The organism is Nocardiopsis gilva YIM 90087, assembly GCF_002263495.1.
Lineage (GTDB): Bacteria > Actinomycetota > Actinomycetes > Streptosporangiales > Streptosporangiaceae > Nocardiopsis_C > Nocardiopsis_C gilva.
In genome coordinates, this window is sequence record NZ_CP022753.1 from 65297 (window position 1) to 86511 (window position 21215).

General features: G+C 68.6%; 20 protein-coding genes. 9 read left to right on the forward strand and 11 right to left on the reverse strand.

Annotated features, from left to right (window positions below; all coding sequences use genetic code 11):
• Nucleotides 1–22 precede the first annotated feature (22 nt).
• Complete coding sequence (locus tag CDO52_RS00410; RefSeq protein ID WP_017619433.1) at nucleotides 23–1006, forward strand: cytochrome d ubiquinol oxidase subunit II; 984 nt, start codon at nucleotides 23–25, stop codon at nucleotides 1004–1006.
• Nucleotides 1007–1088: 82 nt separating this feature from the next.
• Complete coding sequence (locus CDO52_RS00415) at nucleotides 1089–2192, forward strand: hypothetical protein (protein ID WP_232524355.1); 1104 nt, start codon at nucleotides 1089–1091, stop codon at nucleotides 2190–2192.
• A gap of 116 nt (nucleotides 2193–2308) precedes the next feature.
• Here CDO52_RS00415 and CDO52_RS00420 read toward each other — a convergent pair whose 3' ends face one another.
• Nucleotides 2309–3715, reverse strand: coding sequence for a hypothetical protein (locus CDO52_RS00420; protein WP_017619435.1), 1407 nt, complete (start codon nucleotides 3713–3715; stop codon nucleotides 2309–2311).
• A gap of 425 nt (nucleotides 3716–4140) precedes the next feature.
• Between CDO52_RS00420 and CDO52_RS00425 the strand changes: the two genes are divergently transcribed.
• Nucleotides 4141–5013 (forward strand): alpha/beta fold hydrolase, encoded by an 873-nt coding sequence (locus CDO52_RS00425; protein ID WP_051060812.1) that lies wholly within the window; start codon nucleotides 4141–4143, stop codon nucleotides 5011–5013.
• A 20-nt stretch (nucleotides 5014–5033) separates the two neighbouring features.
• Here CDO52_RS00425 and CDO52_RS00430 read toward each other — a convergent pair whose 3' ends face one another.
• Both CDO52_RS00430 and CDO52_RS00435 read right to left on the reverse strand, forming a co-directional pair.
• Complete coding sequence (locus CDO52_RS00430; protein ID WP_017619437.1) at nucleotides 5034–5441, reverse strand: heavy metal-responsive transcriptional regulator; 408 nt, start codon at nucleotides 5439–5441, stop codon at nucleotides 5034–5036.
• Nucleotides 5442–5508: 67 nt separating this feature from the next.
• Complete coding sequence (locus CDO52_RS00435; RefSeq protein WP_017619438.1) at nucleotides 5509–5850, reverse strand: hypothetical protein; 342 nt, start codon at nucleotides 5848–5850, stop codon at nucleotides 5509–5511.
• Between the two features lie 376 nt (nucleotides 5851–6226).
• Between CDO52_RS00435 and CDO52_RS28490 the strand changes: the two genes are divergently transcribed.
• From CDO52_RS28490 to CDO52_RS00455, 4 genes are all read left to right on the forward strand, one after another.
• Nucleotides 6227–6865, forward strand: coding sequence for a TetR/AcrR family transcriptional regulator (locus CDO52_RS28490; RefSeq protein WP_017619439.1), 639 nt, complete (start codon nucleotides 6227–6229; stop codon nucleotides 6863–6865).
• 243 nt (nucleotides 6866–7108) lie between these two features.
• Nucleotides 7109–7798, forward strand: coding sequence for an O-methyltransferase (locus tag CDO52_RS00445; protein WP_026125934.1), 690 nt, complete (start codon nucleotides 7109–7111; stop codon nucleotides 7796–7798).
• Nucleotides 7795–9357 (forward strand): MFS transporter, encoded by a 1563-nt coding sequence (locus tag CDO52_RS00450; protein ID WP_017619441.1) that lies wholly within the window; start codon nucleotides 7795–7797, stop codon nucleotides 9355–9357. The genes CDO52_RS00445 and CDO52_RS00450 overlap by 4 nt, the downstream gene beginning before the upstream one ends.
• A 316-nt stretch (nucleotides 9358–9673) precedes the next feature.
• The gene (locus tag CDO52_RS00455) at nucleotides 9674–10324 is read left to right on the forward strand and encodes a LysE family translocator (RefSeq protein WP_017619442.1); all 651 of its coding nucleotides are present in this window, start codon (nucleotides 9674–9676) and stop codon (nucleotides 10322–10324) included.
• 66 nt (nucleotides 10325–10390) lie between these two features.
• Here the strand turns inward: CDO52_RS00455 and CDO52_RS00460 are convergent, their stop codons facing one another.
• From CDO52_RS00460 to CDO52_RS00485, 6 genes are all read right to left on the reverse strand, one after another.
• Nucleotides 10391–10864: a YbaK/EbsC family protein gene (locus CDO52_RS00460; RefSeq protein WP_051060810.1), complete on the reverse strand. Its 474-nt coding sequence runs from the start codon at nucleotides 10862–10864 to the stop codon at nucleotides 10391–10393.
• The gene (locus tag CDO52_RS00465) at nucleotides 10861–11298 is read right to left on the reverse strand and encodes a hotdog family protein (protein ID WP_017619444.1); all 438 of its coding nucleotides are present in this window, start codon (nucleotides 11296–11298) and stop codon (nucleotides 10861–10863) included. The genes CDO52_RS00460 and CDO52_RS00465 overlap by 4 nt, the downstream gene beginning before the upstream one ends.
• A gap of 27 nt (nucleotides 11299–11325) precedes the next feature.
• Nucleotides 11326–12288 (reverse strand): amidohydrolase family protein, encoded by a 963-nt coding sequence (locus tag CDO52_RS00470; RefSeq protein WP_157745348.1) that lies wholly within the window; start codon nucleotides 12286–12288, stop codon nucleotides 11326–11328.
• A gap of 2 nt (nucleotides 12289–12290) precedes the next feature.
• On the reverse strand, nucleotides 12291–13658 hold the full coding sequence (locus CDO52_RS00475) for a TrpB-like pyridoxal phosphate-dependent enzyme (RefSeq protein WP_094932153.1): 1368 nt from the start codon (nucleotides 13656–13658) through the stop codon (nucleotides 12291–12293).
• A 52-nt stretch (nucleotides 13659–13710) separates the two neighbouring features.
• Nucleotides 13711–15048 carry an NAD(P)/FAD-dependent oxidoreductase gene (locus CDO52_RS00480; RefSeq protein WP_017619447.1) on the reverse strand — a complete coding sequence of 446 codons (1338 nt, stop codon included), beginning with the start codon at nucleotides 15046–15048 and terminating at the stop codon, nucleotides 13711–13713.
• Nucleotides 15049–15148: 100 nt separating this feature from the next.
• Nucleotides 15149–15424 carry an acyl carrier protein gene (locus CDO52_RS00485; protein ID WP_094932154.1) on the reverse strand — a complete coding sequence of 92 codons (276 nt, stop codon included), beginning with the start codon at nucleotides 15422–15424 and terminating at the stop codon, nucleotides 15149–15151.
• A 310-nt stretch (nucleotides 15425–15734) separates the two neighbouring features.
• Here CDO52_RS00485 and CDO52_RS00490 point away from each other — a divergent pair, with 310 nt between their 5' ends.
• On the forward strand, nucleotides 15735–16862 hold the full coding sequence (locus CDO52_RS00490) for an acyl-CoA dehydrogenase family protein (RefSeq protein WP_017619449.1): 1128 nt from the start codon (nucleotides 15735–15737) through the stop codon (nucleotides 16860–16862).
• Complete coding sequence (locus tag CDO52_RS00495; RefSeq protein ID WP_017619450.1) at nucleotides 16859–18370, forward strand: amino acid adenylation domain-containing protein; 1512 nt, start codon at nucleotides 16859–16861, stop codon at nucleotides 18368–18370. Before CDO52_RS00490 ends, CDO52_RS00495 begins: the two co-directional genes overlap by 4 nt.
• 22 nt (nucleotides 18371–18392) lie before the next feature.
• Here the strand turns inward: CDO52_RS00495 and CDO52_RS00500 are convergent, their stop codons facing one another.
• Both CDO52_RS00500 and ggt read right to left on the reverse strand, forming a co-directional pair.
• Nucleotides 18393–18977 carry a helix-turn-helix transcriptional regulator gene (locus tag CDO52_RS00500; protein ID WP_017619451.1) on the reverse strand — a complete coding sequence of 195 codons (585 nt, stop codon included), beginning with the start codon at nucleotides 18975–18977 and terminating at the stop codon, nucleotides 18393–18395.
• A gap of 418 nt (nucleotides 18978–19395) precedes the next feature.
• The gene (ggt, locus tag CDO52_RS00505) at nucleotides 19396–21066 is read right to left on the reverse strand and encodes a gamma-glutamyltransferase (RefSeq protein WP_232524356.1); all 1671 of its coding nucleotides are present in this window, start codon (nucleotides 21064–21066) and stop codon (nucleotides 19396–19398) included.
• Nucleotides 21067–21215 lie beyond the last annotated feature (149 nt).

Below are 21215 nucleotides of genomic sequence, written 5' to 3' on the forward strand. Positions count from 1 at the left end.
CCGGCGACCCTAGGGAACTCGCATGGAAACCTTTCCTGTCCTCCTGCTCTCCGGCCTGGTCGTGGGCTATTTCGTACTCGCCGGGTGTGACATCGGCCTGGGCATGCTGATGCCCCACCTCGCCCGGACACCGACAGAGCGTCGTCGCCTGGTGGCGGCGATCGCCCCCTATTTCCTCGGCACCGAGGTGTGGCTGGTGGGCGCTTTCGGCGTCGTCGCCGGGTTGTTCCCCGCTTTGAAAGGCGTGCTCTTCGAAGGTGGCCTCTGGGTGGTCTTCAGTGTTCTGTTGGCGGGGTGGCTCTCCCGCGACGCCGGGGTGTGGCTGCGGGCTCGCGTGGACAGGACCGGCTGGCATTCGGCCTGCGACACGATGATCACTGCAGGGAGCTGGGTCATGGGCACGACGTGGGGGTTGGTGGTTGGGGGGTTGCTCGCCGGTGGCAATCCGCTGTCGCCGTTCGGGCTGATTGGTGCCCTCACTGTCATGATGCTGTTTCTGCTGCGAGGGGCTGCGTTCGGTGCGGAGCGGCTGGTCCCCCGGCAGGCCAATGGCGACCATGGAGCTCCCAGTGCCGACGAGGCGGCCTTCCTCACCCGCCTGCTGGCACGGATCGGCCTCGGTGTGATCGTCGTGGCGGCGGTGGTGGCGCTGGTGCCCGGCAGTGGCCTGGCGGTCGACCGGCCCTTCGCCCTAGCCGTGTCCGCCTCCGTTCCGGTGGCCGCGCTGGCGGCGACCACCGGGCTGTCCGGGCCGCACTTGTCCCGGCACACGTCGGCTCTGGCTCTCGCCGCTATCCCTGTCGTGGTGGGCGCCGCCCTCGGTCTGCCGCTACACAGCGCCCCCGCCAGCACGCTGCTGCTGACCGGCGTGGCGATTCTTCCGATCTTGCCGCTGATGCTGGTGGGCCAAGTCGCCCTCTACCGAATGCTGCGCCGCCCAGCCGATGAGCACGGGTTTTTCGTGTCCACCATGCCGCCGCTCTCCGACAGCCCGGTGAACCGGTGAGCGCCCCTGCCGATCGTTGGCAGGGAATCACTCTTGTGGATTTTCCGGTGGGCCGACGCGCAATCCCGCTAGCATGCCAAACGTGGGCAGTCGAGCACATTACGTCATCAAAGAGGGGCGCGGCCACCGGGTCTTCTACTCCCAGTGGGGCGGCGACGACATCGAACTCGATCTGATACCGGGGCCGGACGCTGCGCTGCGCTTCATGGAGCGGCAGCACGCGCCCCAGGACTGGGTCGACGAGGTCATGTGCGATGGTGCCGCCCTGCTCGACCGGGATGAGCGGCGCCTGCTGTGGTTCGTGTTCTGCCGAGACGACTCCGCCTACCGCGCGGCGGTACTGCGCGTCCTGGAGCGCACCTGGGCGGGGTGGCGCATCGAATGGGCGTACAACGGATTGGCCGACCTGCTCGCCGCTCTCGGGGAGGACACGGAGCAGGTCCGGGCACCACGGGGGATCCCGGTCCCCGAGGACCTGCGGACCCCAGAGGAGTTCATGGCCGCGATGCCGGGTTTCACCTTTAACCCGGAGATCTACCCGCCCGGCTCACAGCTGCCTGCCACGCTCCCCCTGGGGCCGTTTCGAATCGAAGAGTTCACCGAAGCGGACGCGTCGGGGAGCCCGCGACTGGTCACCGTCCGCTCGGGCGGCGAGGTACGGGCGTACGCGAGCAGTTCGGGTGCGGCGACCATCATCGAGAACGGCCTGCGCGCGCTCGACACCCTAGCCACGTGGACCCCGGTGGCGCGGTTGGCGCGGATGCCGATCAGCGGTGTTCACCTGGACGCCGACGCTCGGACGGCCGGTGTCTGGACCGGCCGGGTCCTCTACCAGGAGCCGCTGCGGTCCGCCGACGCGTGGCCCGGCTGGAAGTGGGAGGTGTGGGGCGACGACTTCGCCGAGCAGCTGCGCCGCACCGAGGGAGTCGTGGACGTGCCGGAGCCTGATGTGTCGGCGGCGCTGGACCGGCTCGGCACACGGTTCGAAGAGCACCAGAAGGGCGGAGGGGCGGCGGCGTCCGGCATCACGACGCTGCTCACCGTTACCAGTGCCCTTCGCGGTGCCGCCGCGAATAACGGCCTCGAAGCCCAGGTCAACGACGACAATGCGTTCCTGCACCGCCCTATGGATCTCACAGCCGAGGAGTGTGCGGCGGTTGACGCGGCCATCGCCGACTCCCGCTGACAGCCGCGGACAGCGCGAGGTCCGGGGTTGTGGTGAGCGATCGCTGCGGACTGCCCCAGCCTCGCGGCACCTGACAAGGCCGACCGATGAGGCCGGTTCACCTCTCCGGTTGGCGGCTACCCGGTGAAGCCCTCGCTGCTGAAAGAACCCTCGTCGGCGCTCCCGTCGGTGACCCACCACAGGACGGGTGCCGAGGGGAACGTGCCGCGGTCGACGGCGAGCACGAGCTCGTCGGGGCCGTCGCCGTCGTAGTCGCCGAAGGCGAAGGCGCGGGCCACCCGGTCATCGGCCCCTTTCTCCGGGTCGGCGCGCACCAGCGGTGACGCGTCATGCGTTTCGAGCCCGGCGCCGGTGTCGCGCACCACGTCGACGCCGCGGCCGTCGAGGCCGACCGCCACCTCGTCAGTGCCGTCGCCGTCGAGGTCTCCGGCGACCATCGTGCGGAGCGGGTAGCTGGGGACGCTGCCGTCCTCCCCCGGGAGCGTCGTGGAGGAGTGCTCGGGTGCGCGCTCTTCGATGGCACCGTGGTAGACGTGCAGCTGACGGTGGACCTCGTCGCTCTCCGTCTCGTAGCCGGGCTCGTCGTTCCGCGTCCCGTCGTCACCGATGGCGACGTCGGTCGCGCCGTCACCGTCGAAGTCGCCGAACGCCGAGAGGCCCCCGGCGAGCAGGTCGACGGACTCCCACTCGCCGGGGTCCCCCGCCCCGGTCGTGAACAGCGTGTTCGCGGGCTGCTCCCCGTCCGCGCCGTGCCGCACCAGGAGCGGGGTCGGCCCGGTGCCGTCGGCCTCGGCACTGACGAGCCCGCCGAGCCGGGTGTCGACCGTCAGACGAGCGCTGCGTTCCGGCACGCCGTCCCTGTCGAAGGGGCCGTACAGCACGGTCAGGCGGGTGAGATCTTCTCCGGTGTCGGGCTCCTCGGCGGCCACGAGGTCGGCGTTGCCGTCGCCGTCGAAGTCCCCGGGGGCCGGGGCCGTGTACGAGCCGCCCCACGACCGCCCGGGGTCGTCCTCTTCGGGCATCGCCACGGTGGTGGGGGCCGCGTCTGCGTCAGGGCCGGTCGGCCCTCCCCAGAGGACTGCTGCTTCCCCGGCCCTGGACGCGGAGGCGGAGGCGGCGAGCACCGGGATGTCGTCGAACCCGTCCCTGTCGAGGTCAGCTGTGCCCGGCCGGAGCCGCTGGCCGTCGCCGGCCTCCGCGACGGCGAACATGTCCTCGGCGTCGATGACGGTGCGGGTGGTCGGCTCCGGGCCGTCCTCCGAACCGTAGACCACCACAAGGCGTCCGACCCCCGACAGGAAGTCCTCCGGGCCGGTGCCGTTGTAGGTGCTCGTGAAGAGGAGATCGGGGAAGCCGTCACCGTTGACGTCGTCGCGCACGTCGCTGCCCCCGCCCTCGGGGATGGGCGCGGCCTTGGTGACCTCTTCTTCCGGGCTGACGTTCCCGTCGTCCGAGGTGTTTGCGCACGCGGCCAGGAGGAGGACTCCCGCGCAGGTGAGCGCGGTAAGGCGGCGGTGGTGCATGAGCCTCCGATCGTGGGGTCGCCGAGCCGGGGCCACCCGTCCTACGGGTTGGTGTGCGGCCGACAGGTTAGCGGGAGAACGGACGGACGCGCGGTCCCGCTAAGGCACGCCCAGGCAGCGACCCTTACGCCGCGATCTGCGGAGCGCTTGTGTGGGGGTGGAGTGACATGCTCCCCTCCGAGCAGTCACCCAGGGAGAAGCGGAGGGCTACTACGCCGACGGCGACCCAGTGACGGGCGAGTGGCACGGCGTCTACTCCTACTGGGATGCCTCTCGCGGCGATCCTCGCCGCCATCCCCTGGGATTGATGACCGTTCCTGGCCTGCTCCCAGCCGGAGAGAGCCGCGACCACCGGGGCCAGAGAAGAAGGCACTGATGGGTTAGGTTCGCCGACGCTCACTATTTCACCGGCGAGGGTGGTCAACATGAGACAGGTCGACTGCCAGGGCACAGCGGGACGGGCGAAGACCCGTGACGGCCGCGAACTCTTCTACATGGAGCTTGAAGGTCCGGCGGGTGGCGGGCCGCCCGCGACGGTGGTGTTCGAAGGAGGACTCGCCGCGACCCGCTCCTACTGGGCGCTCGTCCAGCCCGACGTGGCGGCGTCGGCGCGGGCGGTGGTGTATGACTGCAGTGGCCTCGGGCGCAGCGCGCCCGACCCGCAACCGCGTGATCTCGCCCGGCTCGCAGACGACTTGGGCAACCTGCTCGACCATCTCGGCGCGGGACCTTTTGTCTTGGTTGGGCACAGCTGGGGTGGCCCGATCGTGCGCCGCACCGCCGCCGCGCGACCGGAGCGGATCGCGGGGCTGGTGTTGGTCGATCCCACGGACGAAGCCTGCGATCTGCTCTTCGACCAGTCCATTCGCAGGGTGGAAAAATTCCGGTGCTGGATGGCGATGGCACTGGCCAGGGTCGGACTGTTCGGCCTTCTGTTCCGGAAGGTGACCGCCGCTCTGCCCACCGACGCGGCCGCGGATATGCGCGTGGAAGCCTTCACTGTCCGGGCGGCGCGCACCATGGGCGCCGAACAGGTCGCCATCGAAGCCGACCTCACGGCCCTGCGCGAGTACCCTCCGGCCATTGGTGACGTCCCGGTCACCATCATCTCCGCCACCCAGCCCACTCCGGGCATGAACGCACGCGCCCGCGCGTCCGTGAACGCGTCCCACGCGCATCGGGCGCGGCAGTTTCCGCGTGGACGCCATGTCTACGCCCAAGAGGCCGACCACATGGTGCCGACGACCGAGCCCACTGTCATCACCGACGAGATCACGCGACTACTCAAGGCACTCTGAGAGAGCGGTCACCGTGTGCGTCAGCTGAGCTGGGACTGGATGATCGAGCAGAAGCCTGCTTCCGGCTCCTGGCCGTCGGGGGCCTGGTCCTGGAGGCGACGGATACGGTCGCGCAACAGCGTGAGCTCGGCGATGATGCCGTCGAGTTCGCCGAGTCTCCGGTCCAGCGCCGAACGCACATGCGCGCACGGCGCGTGCCCCTCCCGTTGGAGAGACAGGACCGTCCCGATGTCCCCCAGGCTGAGCCCCGCCGTCCGGGCGCGGGTGATGAACCGGAGAGTCTCTACGTGGTTCTCGCTGAACAGCCGATAACCGGACGACGAGCGTCGCACCTCGGGTAGGAGGCCGCGCTGTTCGTAGAGGCGGACCGCCTTGGGGCTTACGCCGGACATGGCAGCCGCCTCGCCGATGGTCATCCACTCAGCCATTGGGTCCCCGTCCTGTGAGTTCGGGGCCTGCCGGGTTGCGGGGCACCCCGGCAGGCCCCGGCTCGTGTCATGCGGATTCGGCGATTTCCCTGCACAGGCGAGCGCATTCCCGGCACGCCTGCGCACATGCCGCGCAGTACTCGGAGCTGCTCTGCTCGCACTGCGCGGCGCACGCGTCGCACACCTCGGCACACAGCGCGGCCATCTTCGGTGCCCACTGTGAACCGCGGGCCAGCAGCGTCTCCGTTACGCGGCAGATCTCCGCGCAGTCCAGGCACAGTCGTCCGCACTCCGCGCTGCCGTTAGGCAGACAGCAGTTGTAGTGGCACGTCTCGCAGGACTGCCGACACCGCGCGGTCGCGTCCGCCGCTGCCTGGTAGCTCGCCTTCACCATCGTCGCCGCCATCATGACCCCCTCTTGTCTCGTCCTCGTGATTGGACCTGACTGGCCCACATCCAGTCATAGGACGTTGCCCCTAGGGCAAGGTCAAGCCGACGCCCACATCCTCCCCCACTATTTCGGGGACACGGCTCTCTGGCACGCGGAACCGCCGGTCAGGGATCCAACCCAGCGATCGCCCCGACCCCAGGGACGGCGTTGCACAGTCACCGAAGAAGAGTGGGCCGTTGCTCGACTAGTACGACCGAAGCCCGCCTGCTGTTCCACCCTCGCACACGACACTGGATTGACTAGACGTGACGTCCAGTCTAGTCTTCCGTCCAGATTCAACGCTGCGTCTCGTCTCGCGCCAGCTTCTCCGCCACACATTCATGAGAGGAATCCCGTGAGTAAGCCGACCGCCGACGCCACCGATCGGCCCGATGTCATCAGCCGAACGGGCCCGCGCCGCAGTGAGAGCGCCCGGCTCGCGGTACTCCATGCCGCGGACGACCTGCTGGTAGAGCGCGGATTCGCCGGGCTGACCATCGAGGGCATCGCCCAGCGTGCGGGTGTGGCCAAGCAGACGATCTACCGCTGGTGGAAGTCGAAGGTCGACATCCTCCTCGACACCCTCGCCGATGACGCACGCGACGCTCTGCAGTGGCGCATCCCCGAAGGCGACACCGCAGCCGAAGAGGATCTCAAGGCTCACCTGCGGCGCGTTGCGGACTTCTTCCAGGACCCCGCCGGTCAGGTGCTCCAAGCGCTTGTGGGCCATGCCCAGTTGGACGAGAAAACAGCCGCGGCGCTGCGGAGCGGGTTCTTGCGGGAACAGCGGGAGCGCGACATCGCTGGGCTGCGAGCACTCCTTACCCGCTCCCTCCATGTCACTGTCGGCGACCAGACCGCCGGGCGTCTTGTTGATCTGTCGTTCGGCCCGCTGTACTACAGGGCGCTTGTGTTCGGGGAGCCGATCGACGAGGAGGTCGTGGACGCCACCGCACGCGCTGTACTCATGCTGGCCCGGGAGTCTGCTGCCTGAAGTTCCCCCTATCTCGAACTCAGTGATCGCTGGATAGGCGGTATTACCCGGCGCACTCGCCTGCGCATACCGCGTATCCAGCGATCCCATAAGGCTTATGCAGCCGTTCCTGTGCTGCGCGTTGAACGGAGAAGGTCAACTCCACGCGCTCCACCACCTCGCGTTCACACCTCCTTTATCTGAACAGCAGAGGAATGTGGTCTGCGCGGAATAATCCACCGCCCAGAGTGCGAAAGGAAAACAATGACGTCAGCCCTGCTCTCAACCATGGTGCGCAACGTGCTGGACGGAATCTCCGCAGAACAGCATCGAGTCGACGAGGTGGAGCAGCCCAAGCTGCTGCGGAAGGTCAGGGAACGCAGCACACCGTGGACGCCGGAAGAGCTGGTCGAGGCGTGCGCAAGCGGCTACTACGCTGCCCCGCCCGAGATCGGCAGAATGATCTACACCTTCGTTCGCGCCACACGACCTGAAACCGTTTTTGAATTCGGCACATCCTACGGATTCACGGCGATCCACATCGCCGCGGCACTCCGCGACAACGGATTCGGGATGCTGCACACCGCCGAATTACACGAAGGGAAATGTGCGGCGGCGAGAAAAAACCTGGCATCGGCAGGAGTGGGGGAATACGCCGAAGTCATCCAGGGAGAAGCCGTGGAGATCCTTTCGTCGTTCTCCCATCGCATCGACTTCCTCTACCTGGACGGATGGGCCGAGTTCTACCTGGAGGTTCTCCGCGCCGCCGAACCACGGCTCCGCGCCGGCGCCCTGATCCACGCGGACGACACCGAAAAGTTCGCGGCCGGAGCCCGTCCCTACCTCGACTACGTGCGCGACCCGTCCAACGGCTACGTGTCCACCGCCATCGCTGATGGACAGGGGCTCGAACTCTCCACGTTCACCCGTCCGTCAGAGCGGGAGCTTTCATGACCGCCCCTCGGACCGTGCGCCCGGCGCAGCGCTCCGCGGCCGCGCCGGGCGGCACCCAGCTCAGGCCGCGAGCCGCCGCGATCGCCGTCGGAATATGCGTCATGCTGGTGTTCGGTCTCGGCGCGAGCGTGAACCTCGCGGTCGGACGGTTGGCCACCAGTTCCCTGCACCCCACCGCGACACAGGTCCTGTGGGTCGTCGACAGCTACCTCATCGTCTTCGGCTGCCTGCTGATCCCCAGCGGAGCCGTCGGCGACCGCTTCGGCCGCAAGGGCGTCCTGCTCGTCGGCCTGATCGTCATGGTCACGGGCTCCGTCGCCTCCGCCGTCTCTCCCGATGTTGCCCCGCTGCTCGTCGCACGTGCTCTGACCGGCGCGGGCGCCGCACTCGTCCTTCCCAACAGCCTCCCTCTGTTCATCAATTGCCATCCGCCCGAGAAACGCGGCCACGCGGTCGCCGTCTGGACCGCATTCAGTGGTGGCGGCGGGGTCGTGGGGAACATCGTCGGAGGCGCCGTTCTCCAGTTCTTCGACTGGCAGGCCCTGTTCGCCGTGGCCGCCCCCATCGCTGTACTCGGCCTCCTGGCCGCCGCGATGTTCCTTCCGCGCCTCGAGCGTCACCAGCACAGGCTCGACACCGTCGGGGTTCTCCTCCTCGTCCTCGCGGTCTTCTCCGTGATGTTCGGCATCATCGAGGGCCCCGAACTCGGATGGGCGTCCTTCCCCGTCCTGTCGGCCTTCGCTGCGGGGGTGCTGCTTCTCCCGCTTTTCTGTCTGTACGAGGTCCGCCAGGAACGGCCCCTCCTGGACCCACGAGCATTCCGTCGCTCCGGTCTCCGCGCCGGGACCCTCGGCATCATCGCCTCGTTCATCGCCATGTACTCGGTCTTCTACCTCAACGGCCAGTACCTGATGAACGTCAAGGACTATCCGGCGGTCCTGGCAGGGCTGGGCACCGCCCCGCTGGCCGTCGTGATCTTCCTCGTCTCTCCCCGCGCCGCGCGTCTGGCCGACCGGTACGGCCCCCGTCCGGTCGTCGCCTGCGGACTGCTTGTGGTGGTCATGGGTCTGGGGCTCTTCTCCCTGTGCGGCCCCGGGACTCCCTATGTCCTGTACGCGGGATGCCTCGTCGTGGTCGGCATCGGGTCGGGACTGTCCAACCCGCCGCTGTCCAACGCCATCGTCACGTCCCTTCCCGTGAGTCAGGGTGGTGTCGGATCAGGCATCAACAGCTTCAGTCGGGAGGTCGGTGGCGCGCTCGGCTTCGCCATCTTCGGCACCCTGCTCACCGCACGGTTCCGGCACGCTCTCCCCGAAGGTCTTCGTCACCTCCAAGGAGACTCCTCAGCAGGACAGACGCTGGGCTCCCTCCTCAACCACGTCGAGAACACAGGAACGGCTGCGGCGGTGCAGCTGGCCGGGCAGGCGCGCGAGGCGTTCACCGTGGCCATGGCCGACTCACTGCGCGTTGTCGCGCTACTTCTGCTGCTAGCGGCGATCCTCGTCGTGGCGTGGCTGTGTCCCGAGGGCACGGAGCAGGACACACCGCACGTGAAGTAGCGACGGGGGTGGGTGATATGGGAGGCAGCACACGCCACCCCACACCTGGCCTTTATCCTGCGGAAATCTACCGATAGCCCGAAAAAATGGCCACATCCGGACAATACATTGCCCTTCTCCTCACCCCCAAAGAAGCCTGGTCGGGCGGAGGACCACTACAAGCCGATGACTGTGGCGACACTGGTGTCGATTCGCGAACACCTGCCTGTGGTCGGCAATATGGATGCCACAAGCCGTACGCTCGTCTATTTCGCCCGGACACCGTCGGCAACCTGTCCGTCTTCTCTTTACCACAGGGATGTAGAGATCTGCTTCCATGGAAATCATTGAGGTCTTACCGGCGTTTCTCGTCGCCGTCGTTCTGATCTCGGCGTCGCCGGGGCCGGCGATGGCGCTGATCTTTCGCAGGGCCGCCCTGCAGGGGTTCTGGCCGAGTGTGGCGACGGTGCTCGGGTTGGAGATGGGCATCTACCTCTGGGCGCTGGCGGCCGGGGCCGGGTTGGCGGCTTTGGTGGCGGCGTCCCACTCCCTGTATCTGGCGATTCAGATCGTGGGGGCCTGTTTTCTGGCCTATCTCGGAATCCGCTCGTGGGCGTCGGTGCTGCGTGAGCGGCGGATGCCCGACAGCGCGGGGAGTGACGAGGCGGATCCGCCCGCGCCGCGGGCATCGTCGCGGATCGCCTTTGTCGAGGGGCTTGTCGTTCAGCTCGCCAACCCCAAGGCCGCGGTCTTCATGTTCGCCTTCTATCCGCAGTTCATCTCCTCTGACCAGCCCCTGCTGCCGACGACCGCTCTCCTGGCGCTCATCCAGGTCAGCTTGGAGACCACGCTGTATCTGGCGCTGGCCGCGGGCGTGTCCCGCGCCGGTGTCTGGTTTCGCCGCCCCACGATTCGGCGACGTCTCGAAGCGGTGACCGGGACGGTGTTGATCGCCCTGGCCGGGCGGTTGCTGCTCACCGCGCGGTGAGAGCTGCCGGTTGTCCTTGCGGGCCGACGGATCGACCGACCGACTGCCCCGGCTGGCCGATCCTTCTTAGTGGGCGATGGGCGCGTACTCGGCGCCCGCTGCCGCGACCAGGTCGCGGGCTTCGATCTTGATGGTCCCGTCAGCGCGCCCACTGCCGCAGTAGACGACGCCCATGTCGGCCACGGCCTCGTCAAACACCACGGTCGCGTCGGCCAGACGAGTGAGCGGGCTGATGCCTCCCGGTTCCATCCCGAGTTCGCGCAGGTCCTCGTCCCCCGCCTGGCGCAGCTGGGAGCGCGCTACCCCCACGGCCCGCGCCAACCGGCCGTAGTGGACGCGCGCCAGGATCGGCACCGCCGCAAGCACGAACTGAGCGTCGGCCACACGGAACGCCATCGTCTTGAGCAGCTTCTCCGGAGGGAGAGCCAGTTCGCGCTCGATGTCCTCCAATGTCCTGATCGGAGCGTGACCGAAAGACGTGAAGGGGACCGATCCCGCATTCAGGATTTCGCTCGGGGTGGACGGCGACGTATTTTTCATGGCGCCGATCCTATAGCCGACGAACGCTTTATCATTCCGTAGAAGTCGACGCGCAGCACGGGATTGCCGTCCTCATTGATGAGCTCGCCGCGCTGCTGAACGATGCCGCAGTCCGGCCGCGACATCGCCGGTTGGGTTTCCATTACGGTGACGCTTCCGGTCAGCACCGCTCCTGGGAGCACTGGGGCCAGCCAGCGCAAATGTTCCAGGCCCGGGGAAACCTCCGCCGCGCTGTCGCGCAGAACCGCGTCGACGTACAGCCGCATGAATATCCCGGCCACATGCCACCCGCTGGCGGTCACCCCCAGTTCGACGTCGGTGTGCCGGGGCTGCGGGTCGTACATCGACGCGAATTCGACGATGTCCTGCTCCCCTACTTTCCACATGCCGAGTCTGTAGACGTCACCGACACGGAAATCCTCGAAGCAGCGCACCTTCCGCTCTCCCCCAAACCGGAGTCGTTACACCAGGCCGGGGAAGAGAGCCAGCGGGTTGGCCCGGCCGATCTCCTCCGCTCCTGGTTCCTTCTCGCCGCGGATCCGGTCCCGCGTCCGTTCGATGACGCTCTCGGGCATGAACGGGAAGTCCGTGCCGAAGAGGATGTGGTGTGGATGTGTCATGGCACGCAGGCAGTCGAAGACCCCCGGCCACGCCGACTGCGCGACCTCGTAGTAGAGGCGGGACAGGTGGTGGCGCACCGACTCCGGCCGGGCGTAGTCGTTGCCCTTGGCCACCCACACCGCGCCCAGCTCGATGCGCTCCAGCAGGTAGGGCACGGTCCCGCCCGCGTGCGCGAGGACGAACCGGATGTCCGGGTTGCGCTCCAGCACGCCCCGGTACAGCAGGTCCACCACGCAGCGCGTGGTGTCCATGACGAAGTCGACGACCGGAGGCGGTACGCGTGGCCCGGGCCCCGCGTACCCGGCGCATTCGCATCGGACGGCGGGGTTGGGGTGGAGGAACACCACGGCCTGGCGCCGGTTCAGCTCCTCGAAGACCGGCGCCAGCAGCGGATCGCCGGGGAGGCGTCCGTCGGGCAGGCTCGCCGGGATGACGGCGCCTCCCATTCCGAGCCGGTCGAAGGCGTGGTCGATCTCCGCCAGGGTGGCGCGCACGTCGGGGAGGGGAAGGGAGGCCAGCGCGGCGAACCGGCCCGGGTGGTCCCGGGCCAGTTCGGCGGTTCGCGTGTTCGTGCGGCGGACCAGTCCCTGTCCCTCCCCGTCCCGCAGAGCGGCATCCGGTAGCAGGACGGACAGGACCGCGCCCGCTATACCGCAGCGGTCCATGACACCGATCGATCCCTCCGGCGTCCACCGCGGTACCGGAACCCCCGGGGCCATGTGCGTCACCCCGCTCTCGCGCAGCTCCGCGACGAGCGCCGGGTGGTAGGCGTGGTGGTGGACGTCGATCCAGCCGTCCCGCACGGTCACTCCCCGACCGGCGCGGTTCTGGGCATGGTCTCCAGCGACGCGCGGATCTGCTCATCGGTCAGGTCGTAGTCCTCCAGCCTCCCGGCCAGGAACGCGTCGAAGGCCGCGAGGTCGAAGTGCCCGTGGCCGGACAGCCCGAAGAGGATCGTCCGGTCCTCGTTCGCCGCCCGCGCCGCCAGCGCCTCCTGCACCGCGCCCCTGAGCGCGTGGGCCGACTCCGGCGCGATCACGAACCCCTCGCTGCGCGCGAAGCGCACCGCCTCCCGGAACACCTCGTTCTGCTGCAGTGCCCGCGCCTCGACGTGGCCACTCTCGTGGAGCAGGCACAGCGTGGGCGCGTCGCCGTGGAAGCGCAGCCCGCCCGCGTGGATGGGCGCGGGGATGAACCCGCTGCCCAGAGACCGCATCGGCAGCAGCGGCCCGAGCCCGGCGGTGTCGGGGTGGTCGTAGCCGTACCTGCCGCGCGAAAGCGTGGGACAGGCGGCGGGCTCGGCCGCGAGGATCCGCGGCAGGGCACCCCCGTTGGCCAGGCCCTCGGCCATGAACGGGAACGCCAGCCCGGAGAAGTTGGAACCGCCGCCGACACACCCGACCACCACGTCGGGGGCGTCGCCGGACATCTCCATCTGGCGTTTGGCCTCGAGCCCGATGACGGTCTGGTGCAGGACCACGTGGTTCATCGCCGACCCCAGGGCGAACCTGGTGTCCTCCCGGCTGAGCGCGTCCTCGACCGCCTCGGAGATGGCCAGGCCGAGGCTTCCCGGGGAGTCGGGCTCCCTGGCCAGCACCTCCCGCCCCGCCTTGGTCAGCTCGGAGGGCGAGGCCGCCACCGAGGCACCCCACGTCTCCATGAGGTTGCGCCGGTAGGGCTTCTGGTCGAAGGAGGCGCGGACCATGTACACCGCGACCTCGACGTCGAACAGGCTGCCGGCGAACGACAGCGCCGACCCCCACTGGCCCGCGCCCGTCTCGGTCGTGACGCGCCGCACGCCCTCCCGCGCGTTGTAGTACACCTGCGGGATGGCGGTGTTGGCCTTGTGCGAGCCCGGGGGCGAGGTGCCCTCGAACTTGTAGTAGATCCGCGCCGGGGTGTCCAGGGCGCGTTCGAGCCGCTCGGCGCGGTACAGCGGGGTCGGCCGCCACATCTTGTAGGTGTCGCGGACCTCCTCGGGGATCTCCACCCACCGCTCGGTCGTGAACTCCTGCTCGATGACGTGGCGCGGCAGCAGCGCCTCGAGGTCCGCGGGCTTCAGCGTGTGCTGTGTGGCCGGGTGCAGGTAGGGCGGGAGCGCGGCGGGCAGGTCCGGGAGCACGTTGTACCAGTGGTGCGGAATCTCGTCTTCGGAGAGCAGGAACTTCTTCAACGGCGCTGGTCCTTTCGGTGCCTCGGTGCCGGTCCGATCGGTGCCACGGTCCCTAGAAGGCTGCGGCCTGGCTGGGTGCGCGGAGCGTCCCCAGATGGGAGTGCCAGAGGTGGTCGGGGTCCTGCTCCACCTGCCGGGTGATCTCGCGCATCTTGGTCAGCGCGACCGGCTCGCCCCCGTCCCAGACGTCGCCCTGGAGCATCTTCAGGACGTCGCCCCGGTAGCGCGGGTCGGCGACGAAGGCCGTGAAGAGGATGTTCAGCCGGTAGTAGATGGAGATGAACTCGTACCAGTTGTTCGTCGCCCGCCGCAGTTTCGTCTCGTAGGTGTCGAACGCGGACTTGCCGAAGCCGCCCTGCTCCGCCGCCGCGATAATGTCGTGGGAGGCGATCCGGGCGCTGTTCATCGCCACGCTCACCCCGCTGGAGAAGATCGGGTCGACGAAGCGGGCCGCGTCGCCGACCATGAGCCACCGGTCGCCGCAGATCTGCTTCATCGCGTAGCTGTAGTCGCCTTCGGGCTTGAACGGGCGCACGCGCCGACTCTTCCGCAGCGCCTCGGCGAGCTCGGGACGGCTGCTCATGCACTCCCAGAAGAACGGCTCCCACTGCTGCTTCGCGGCAGTGAAGTGCTTCTTCTGCGTGACCACCCCGACGCTGGTGACGGTCTCGGTGATCGGGATCTGCCAGACCCAGGTGTCGGTGATCGGCAGGAAGTGGATGAAGATGTAGTCGGCCTTCTTGTCGTCCGCGGTCAGCGCCGATCGGTCCAGCCCCTCGAACCAGGTGTGGATCGCGTACTGGTTGAAGACGGTGTCGGGGACCTTGACGCGGAGCTGGCGCCCGAGGAGCGTGTGCCGGCCGCTCGCGTCGACCACCATCCGCACCCGCGTTCGGGCGTCGCGGCGCCCCATGCGGTAGACGATCTCCGGTTCGGGTTCGTCGAAGTCGACGTGGCCGACCCGGACCCCCGACACCACCTTCGCCCCGAGCGACTCCGCGTGCTGCAGGAGCAGCAGGTCGAAGGCGCCGCGGTCGACGTGATACGTGTAGTCCTGCCGCACGCCGGGCTGGTCGCGCTCGTTGAACAGGACGTCGGCGGCGCGGAAACCGTGCGCGAGCTGGTAGCCGAGAGTCGGGATGTCGGAGGGGGCGGCCGAGGTCCACGCCGCGCCGTACTTGCGGGGGAACCCGAAGGAATCGACCTTGTCGAGGGCGCCGATGTCGTGGAGTACGGGCGTGGTGGCCGGGATGAGCGACTCCCCGACGTGCGGGCGGGGAAACAGCTCACCCTCGAAGAGCACACAGGAAAGACCGGCCTTCTGCAGGTAGGAGGCCATCGTCGAACCGGCCGGTCCTCCCCCGATGACGCCGATGTCGAAGTCTGCCATGAATCCACCTCACTGGTTGTCCGCGCGTCGTGCTGGTGGCGAGGGGGGTGGAAATGCCGTTGGCCCGCCAGCCGGAACAGTCCCCCCGGGCGGGCGTCGGCTACGGCTGCCGCTCGGAATCGGACGCGGCCGTCAACCTGGTCACCAGTGCGCTGATCGAGCGCAGGTCGGAGAAGTTTCTTCCGGTCATGTCCTCGGGTGGGATCTCCACCTCGAATCGGCGGTGGATGAACGAGGTCAGCCGCATCGTGGAGAACGAGTTCAGAATCCCGAGTTCGAGCAGTGGTGTGTCGGGCTGGATGTCGGAGCCAGGGGACTCGATGACCTCCTGCTCCAGGAAATCACGGAGAACTTTGAGAACATCCGACTCACTCAATTGGCGACTCCATATCTGCAGTGCACCTGGCGTGGGACCCGGCGTCGCACAGGCTTCGGCTGAGCCTAATCACAGGTGCTCCCCGAATACCTCACCCGCCATGGTGATTCTGCACCGCTGATTTTTTTCATCAATGTGGGTGGCATCGTCGCGCTAGCTCATCATTGTGGGCTAGCCCGACCACCAGGAAGCGGGAATACATTCGCTTGTCCGAGTTCGTTGATCTCACCCGTAGTGATGAGGACGTCGGCGGCGGTTTTACCGGAAAGGTCGATGTTTCCCAAGGGTGGCGCGCGTTACCGTTCCCCCTGTGGATTTCGAGTGGAGCGAAGAGGATAACGAGGCCTACGAGCGGATTCGGGTCGGGGCAGAGGCTCTCACGACGGGCCCGGACGAGTACTTCACCAGGGACGAGTGGAAGCGCTGCGCCGAGCTCGGCATCACGGGACTGTGCGTTCCGGTCGCGTCCGGAGGCGGTGGACTGGGGTTCCTGAGCACGGCGCGCGCGACGGAGGCCCTGGGGAGGGGCTGCTCCGACATGGGGCTGGTCTTCGGGGTGCTGGCGCACCTCTTCGCCTGCTCCATGCCCATCGTGGAGTTCAGTGGGCCGGAGCTGCGCGAGCGCGCGCTTCCGCGTCTGGCCTCCGGGGAGTGGATCGGCGCCAACGCGATCACCGAGGAGGCGGCCGGATCCGACGTCATGGCGATGGCCGCCCGCGCGCGCAGGCTGGGCGAGCACTACGTCCTCGACGGTGTGAAGTCGTTTGTCAGCAACGGTCCCGTCGCCGATCTTTTCCTCGTCTACGCGGTGACCGACCCCGCCATGGGCCACATGGGCGTCAGCGCCTTCGCCGTGGAACGCGATACGCCCGGCCTCGTCGCGGAGGGGCCGTTCGCCAAGACCGGCCTGCGCCGCTGCCCCGCCGGAGCGGTCCGCCTGGAGAACTGCCGGGTACCGGCGAGCCACCGGCTGGGCGAGGAGGGCCAGGGCGGAGCCATTTTCCAGCGGAGCATGAGCTGGGAGCGCACCTGCCTCTTCGCCGCCTACCTGGGCCAGACCGAGCGGCTGCTGGAGCGCTGCGTCGCCCGTGCCCGCGAGCGTCGGCAGTTCGGCCGCGCGATCGGCTCCAACCAGGCGATGTCGCACCGCATCGCCGAGATGCGGGTCCGGCTGGAGGCGTGCAAGCTGCTGCTGTGGCGCGCATGCTGGCTTCTGGACCAGGGGCGGCCGGCCCGCCTGGAGGTAGCTGTCGCCAAGCACGAGATCGCGGAGGGGGCGGTCCGCGGCGCGCTGGACGCCATGCGGATCTTCGCCGGAGAGGGCGTGCGCGCGGAATCGGATGTGGGCCGCGGCCTCGACGACGCCCTGCCCGCCCTGTTCTTCTCCGGCACGTCCGAGATGCAGCTGGAGATGATCGCCAAGGAGCTGGGACTGTGAGGCTCGACGAGCTGGTGACCGCGGTGGTGCGGCGGACACCGGACGCGCCGGCGGTCGTGGGCCCCGACGGCCACATGAGCTACCGGGAACTCGACACCGAGGCCGACCGGGTGGCCTCGGTCCTGGCCGGGCTGGGCACGGGCGTCGGCGACCGCGTCGCGATCTGGATGCCCAAGTCCGCGCGGGCGGTGGGGGTGATGCAGGCCGTCCTGCGGCTGGGGGCCGCCTATGTCCCGGTCGATCCGGGCGCCCCACTGGATCGGGCGCTGCGGATCATCGCCGACTGCGCGCCCAGCGCCGTGGTGGCCTGCGCGCGCCGATCCCGTGCGTTGCGCGACTCCCCGGCCACGATCCCCGCCGCGCTGCTGTGCACCGAACACGGCGACGGGCCGGGCTGGGACGCCGTGGAATCCGCTCACCCTCACGGCTACACGAGGGCGCACGGGGGCGGCGACGATCTCGCCTACATCCTCTACACCTCCGGCTCCACCGGAGCTCCCAAGGGTGTGTGCGTCTCGCACGCCAACGCGCTCGCGTTCGTGGAGTGGGCCGCCGCCGAACTCGAACTACGCCCGGCCGACCGCCTCTCCTGCCACGCGCCCTTCCACTTCGATCTGTCCGTGCTGGACCTCTACGGCAGCTTCCGGGCCGGGGCCTGCGTGCACCTGGTCGCCGAGGACGCCGCCTACGCGCCGCAGCAGCTGGTGCGGTTCCTCATCGAACGCGAGATCACCGTGTGGTACTCGGTACCGTCGGTCCTCATCCTCATGGCCCGCCACGGCGGGCTCCTGGAGACCCCGCTCCCGGCTCTGCGCGCCGTCGTCTTCGCGGGAGAGCCCTATCCGCTGCCCCACCTGCGCCGCCTGCGCGCCCACCTGGGGAACGCGCGCTTACTCAACTTCTACGGCCCCACCGAGACCAACGTGTGCGCCTACTTCGAGGTGGGGGAGATCCCGCCCGACCAGGTCCACCCCGTCCCGATCGGGCGCGCGTGCTCAGGCGACGAGATCTGGGCGGTTGACGACCATGGGAGGCCCGTCGGCCCCGGCGAGGAGGGGGAACTCATCGTGGCCGGTCCCACGGTGATGCTCGGCTACTGGGGTGCCGAGCCCCAGCGGGGGCGTCTGTACGCGACGGGTGACCGCGTGGTCCGCCGCGAGGACGGCGACTACGTCTATCTGGGCCGCCGCGACGGCATGGTGAAGGTCCGCGGCTACCGGGTGGAGCTCGGCGAGATCGAGGCCGTCCTGCAGAACCACCCCGCCGTCGCCGACGCCGCGGTGGTCGTGGCCGGGGAGGGGGTCGAGGCCCGCATCGTCGCCTACCTGGTCACGGAGGGGACCGCGCCCGGACTCCTGGAGATCAAGCAGCACTGCGCCGACGCCCTGCCCCGGTACATGATCGTGGATGCGATCCGCTGTATGGGCGAGCTGCCGCGCAACGCAAACGGGAAGGTGGACCGACACTCCCTGGCTGAGGATTCCGCCAAGGAGCGCCGGCCCGGCTAGTTCGGTGCACCGCCGGGGGTCGTCACAACATCCTGTGCTCGTAGGCGTAGGCGACCGCGCTGGCCCGGCTGCGGAGCCCCAGCTTCGTCAGGATGCTGCGGACGTGCGACTTGACGGTGTTCTCACTGATGGAGAGCTGGCTCGATATCCTCGCGTTGCTGTAGCCGCGCGCCAGCAGGGAGAACACGTCGGACTCCCGTCGGGTGATCTCGCCGATCTCGCTGTTCTCCTGGTGGAGTGTCGGCGCCTGGGCACCCCGATGGCGGGGAAAGCCGCGCTGCTCCGGGCGGTGGATTCGATAACCGGCCGAGAGCATGCGGAGCGCGGCACGGAACTCTTCCATATCGATGTCGGTGGGCAGGCACGCGTACTCGCAGCTCATACCGTCTTTGCGCAGATCGGCCACTGACGGGTCGACGAGCAGGGCCAGCCGTACCTCAACCTCGGACTCCGCCGCTACCGCGTCGACAGCGCGAGCGGAGTCCACGCACCCGTACAGATGGCCCACGACCACGACATCGACGTTGTTCGAGCCGACACTCGCCCGCAATTCGTCGAGCGACACCGCCCGGCCGACGACCGACATACCGCGTGAGCCGTCGATCATGCTCCGCAGGCCGATGAATGAAAAATGCCGACTCTCAACGATCAGAACAGAAACCTCACGCCCGCCTGCTCCCACGAGGCACTTCCCATCGGTTATCAACGAGTACCGAGTCGACCAACCGCATACGCACAACATTGTTAACTGTTCACGGAAATCCGCAAACAGAGCAAACACAAAGAAACCCCGTCAATTCCTACATACGCATCAAGTCTACACAGTTGCTATGAATTGCGAAAAGCCGCCAGATACCTGGAACAATTCCACCGCCAGCGGCATTGAGCTGCGTCAACCCCCACCCCCCCGGGACCAACATGGCCGCATCCGGTCAAATACATTCGACGTAAGACCAGCCGGTCTCAGGATGAATGTGTTAGAGGCGGAGGGAAAGTCGCCCTCGCCCCGCACCGCCCCACCGGCCTCACCGGCGCGAACGCAGGACAGCGGCGTGGCCGCCGCCGCGGCGCTCGGGTTCGGCGACGGCTTGGATGCGGCGGCCGCCGAGGAACTCCAGGGCGGTGGCCGCGCCGATCTCGCTGGTCTCGGTGAAGGTGTGCCCGAGGGCGGACAGTTCCTTGTCCTGGGCGGTGCCGAAGAAGCCCGGCTCCGCCAGGGTCGCGGGGGTGTTGCGCTGCGACAGCCGCGGTTCGGCCATGGCCTCGGGCAGGGTGAGGCCCCGGTCGATCCGGTCGACGAGGAGTTGCAGCACCGTGGTGATGATGGTGGAGCCCCCCGGACTGCCCAGTGCCAGGTAGGGCTCGCCGTCGTTCAGCACGATGGTGGGAGCGATGCTCGACCTCGGGCGCTTGCCCGGGCCCGGGAGGTTGGCTGCTCCCGCCCCGTTGTCGGCGACCTCGAACTCGAAGTCGGTGAGCTCGTTGTTGAGCAGGAAACCGCGGTTGGGGACGGTGATGCCGCTGCCGCCGGTCTGCTCGATGGTGAAGGTGTAGGAGACCACGTTGCCCTGGTGGTCGGCGGTGACGAGGTGGGTGGTCGACGGACCTTCCGTCCCGTTGTCGGCGGGCGGCCCCGCCGCCGCGCAGCCGTTGCCGTCGCGGGCGTCGCCGGGTGCGACCGGCGCCTGCTGCGCGGTCTGCATGTCGACGAAGCAGGCGCGCTCGTCGGCGTAGTCCTGGGAGAGCAGCGTCCGCAGGGGCACGTCGACGTGGTCGGGGTCGCCGATGTAGCTGTTGCGGTCGGCGTAGGCGAGCTTGCTCGCCTCCAGCATCAGGTGCCAGGTGTCGGTGGTGTCGCCAGTGCTGTAGGGCGCCCGGGCACGGGCGGCTTCCATGATGTTCAGGGCCTCGCCCACGGTCGAGCCGCCGGAGGAGGACGGCGCCATGCTGTAGACGTCCAGACCCCGGTATTCCACGTGCGAGGGCGCGCGCTCGATGACCTCGTAGTCCGCCACGTCCTCGGCGGTGAGCAGTCCGGGGCGGACGTCGCGCGCGGCGTCGGGGTCCACCGGCGGGTCGGCGGCGGTCGCGGCGATGTCGGCGCCGATCTCACCGTCGAGAACGTCCGCGCCCTCCCGCACGAAGGCGCGGTAGGTGTCGGCGAGGTCGGGGTTGCGGAGCACCGACCCGGGTTCCGGGGGCCGCCCGTCGGGCATGAAGAGCCGCGCGGTCTCGGGGAAGTCGGCGAACCGATCCTGGTTGGCGGCGGTCTGTTCGGCGAAGGTCGTGTCGACGACGAAGCCCTCGTCGGCGAGGCGGATCGCCGGGCGCATGACCTGTTTGAGCGGCTTACGCCCCCAGCTGTCGACCGCGTACTCCCACGTGGCCGGGGTTCCCGGCACCCCCACGCCCAGACCGGAGGTCACGGCCTCGGCGAAGGGGATGGGCTCGCCGTTCTCGTCCAGGAAGGCGTCCTCGTCCATGGCCGCCGGGGCGGTCTCGCGCCCGTCGATGGTGCGAATCCGGCCGTCGGCCGCGTTGTAGTAGACGAGGTAGCCGCCGCCCCCGAACCCGCCGGAGTACGGATCGGTGACACCGAGCGCGGCGGCCGTGGCGACCGCCGCGTCCACCGCGTTGCCTCCGGAGCGCAGAATCTCCATCCCCGCCTCCGTGGCGTCGGGGTCCACGGAACTCACCGCACCGCCGTAGCCCACCGCGACAGAGTCGCGCGTCGAAGGGCCGACCCCACCACGGTCCGCTGCTTCCGCGGGCGCTGAACAGCCCACGAGCAACACGGCCGCTCCCGCGGCGCAGAGTGCGTGGATACCGGATCGCTTCGTCACCT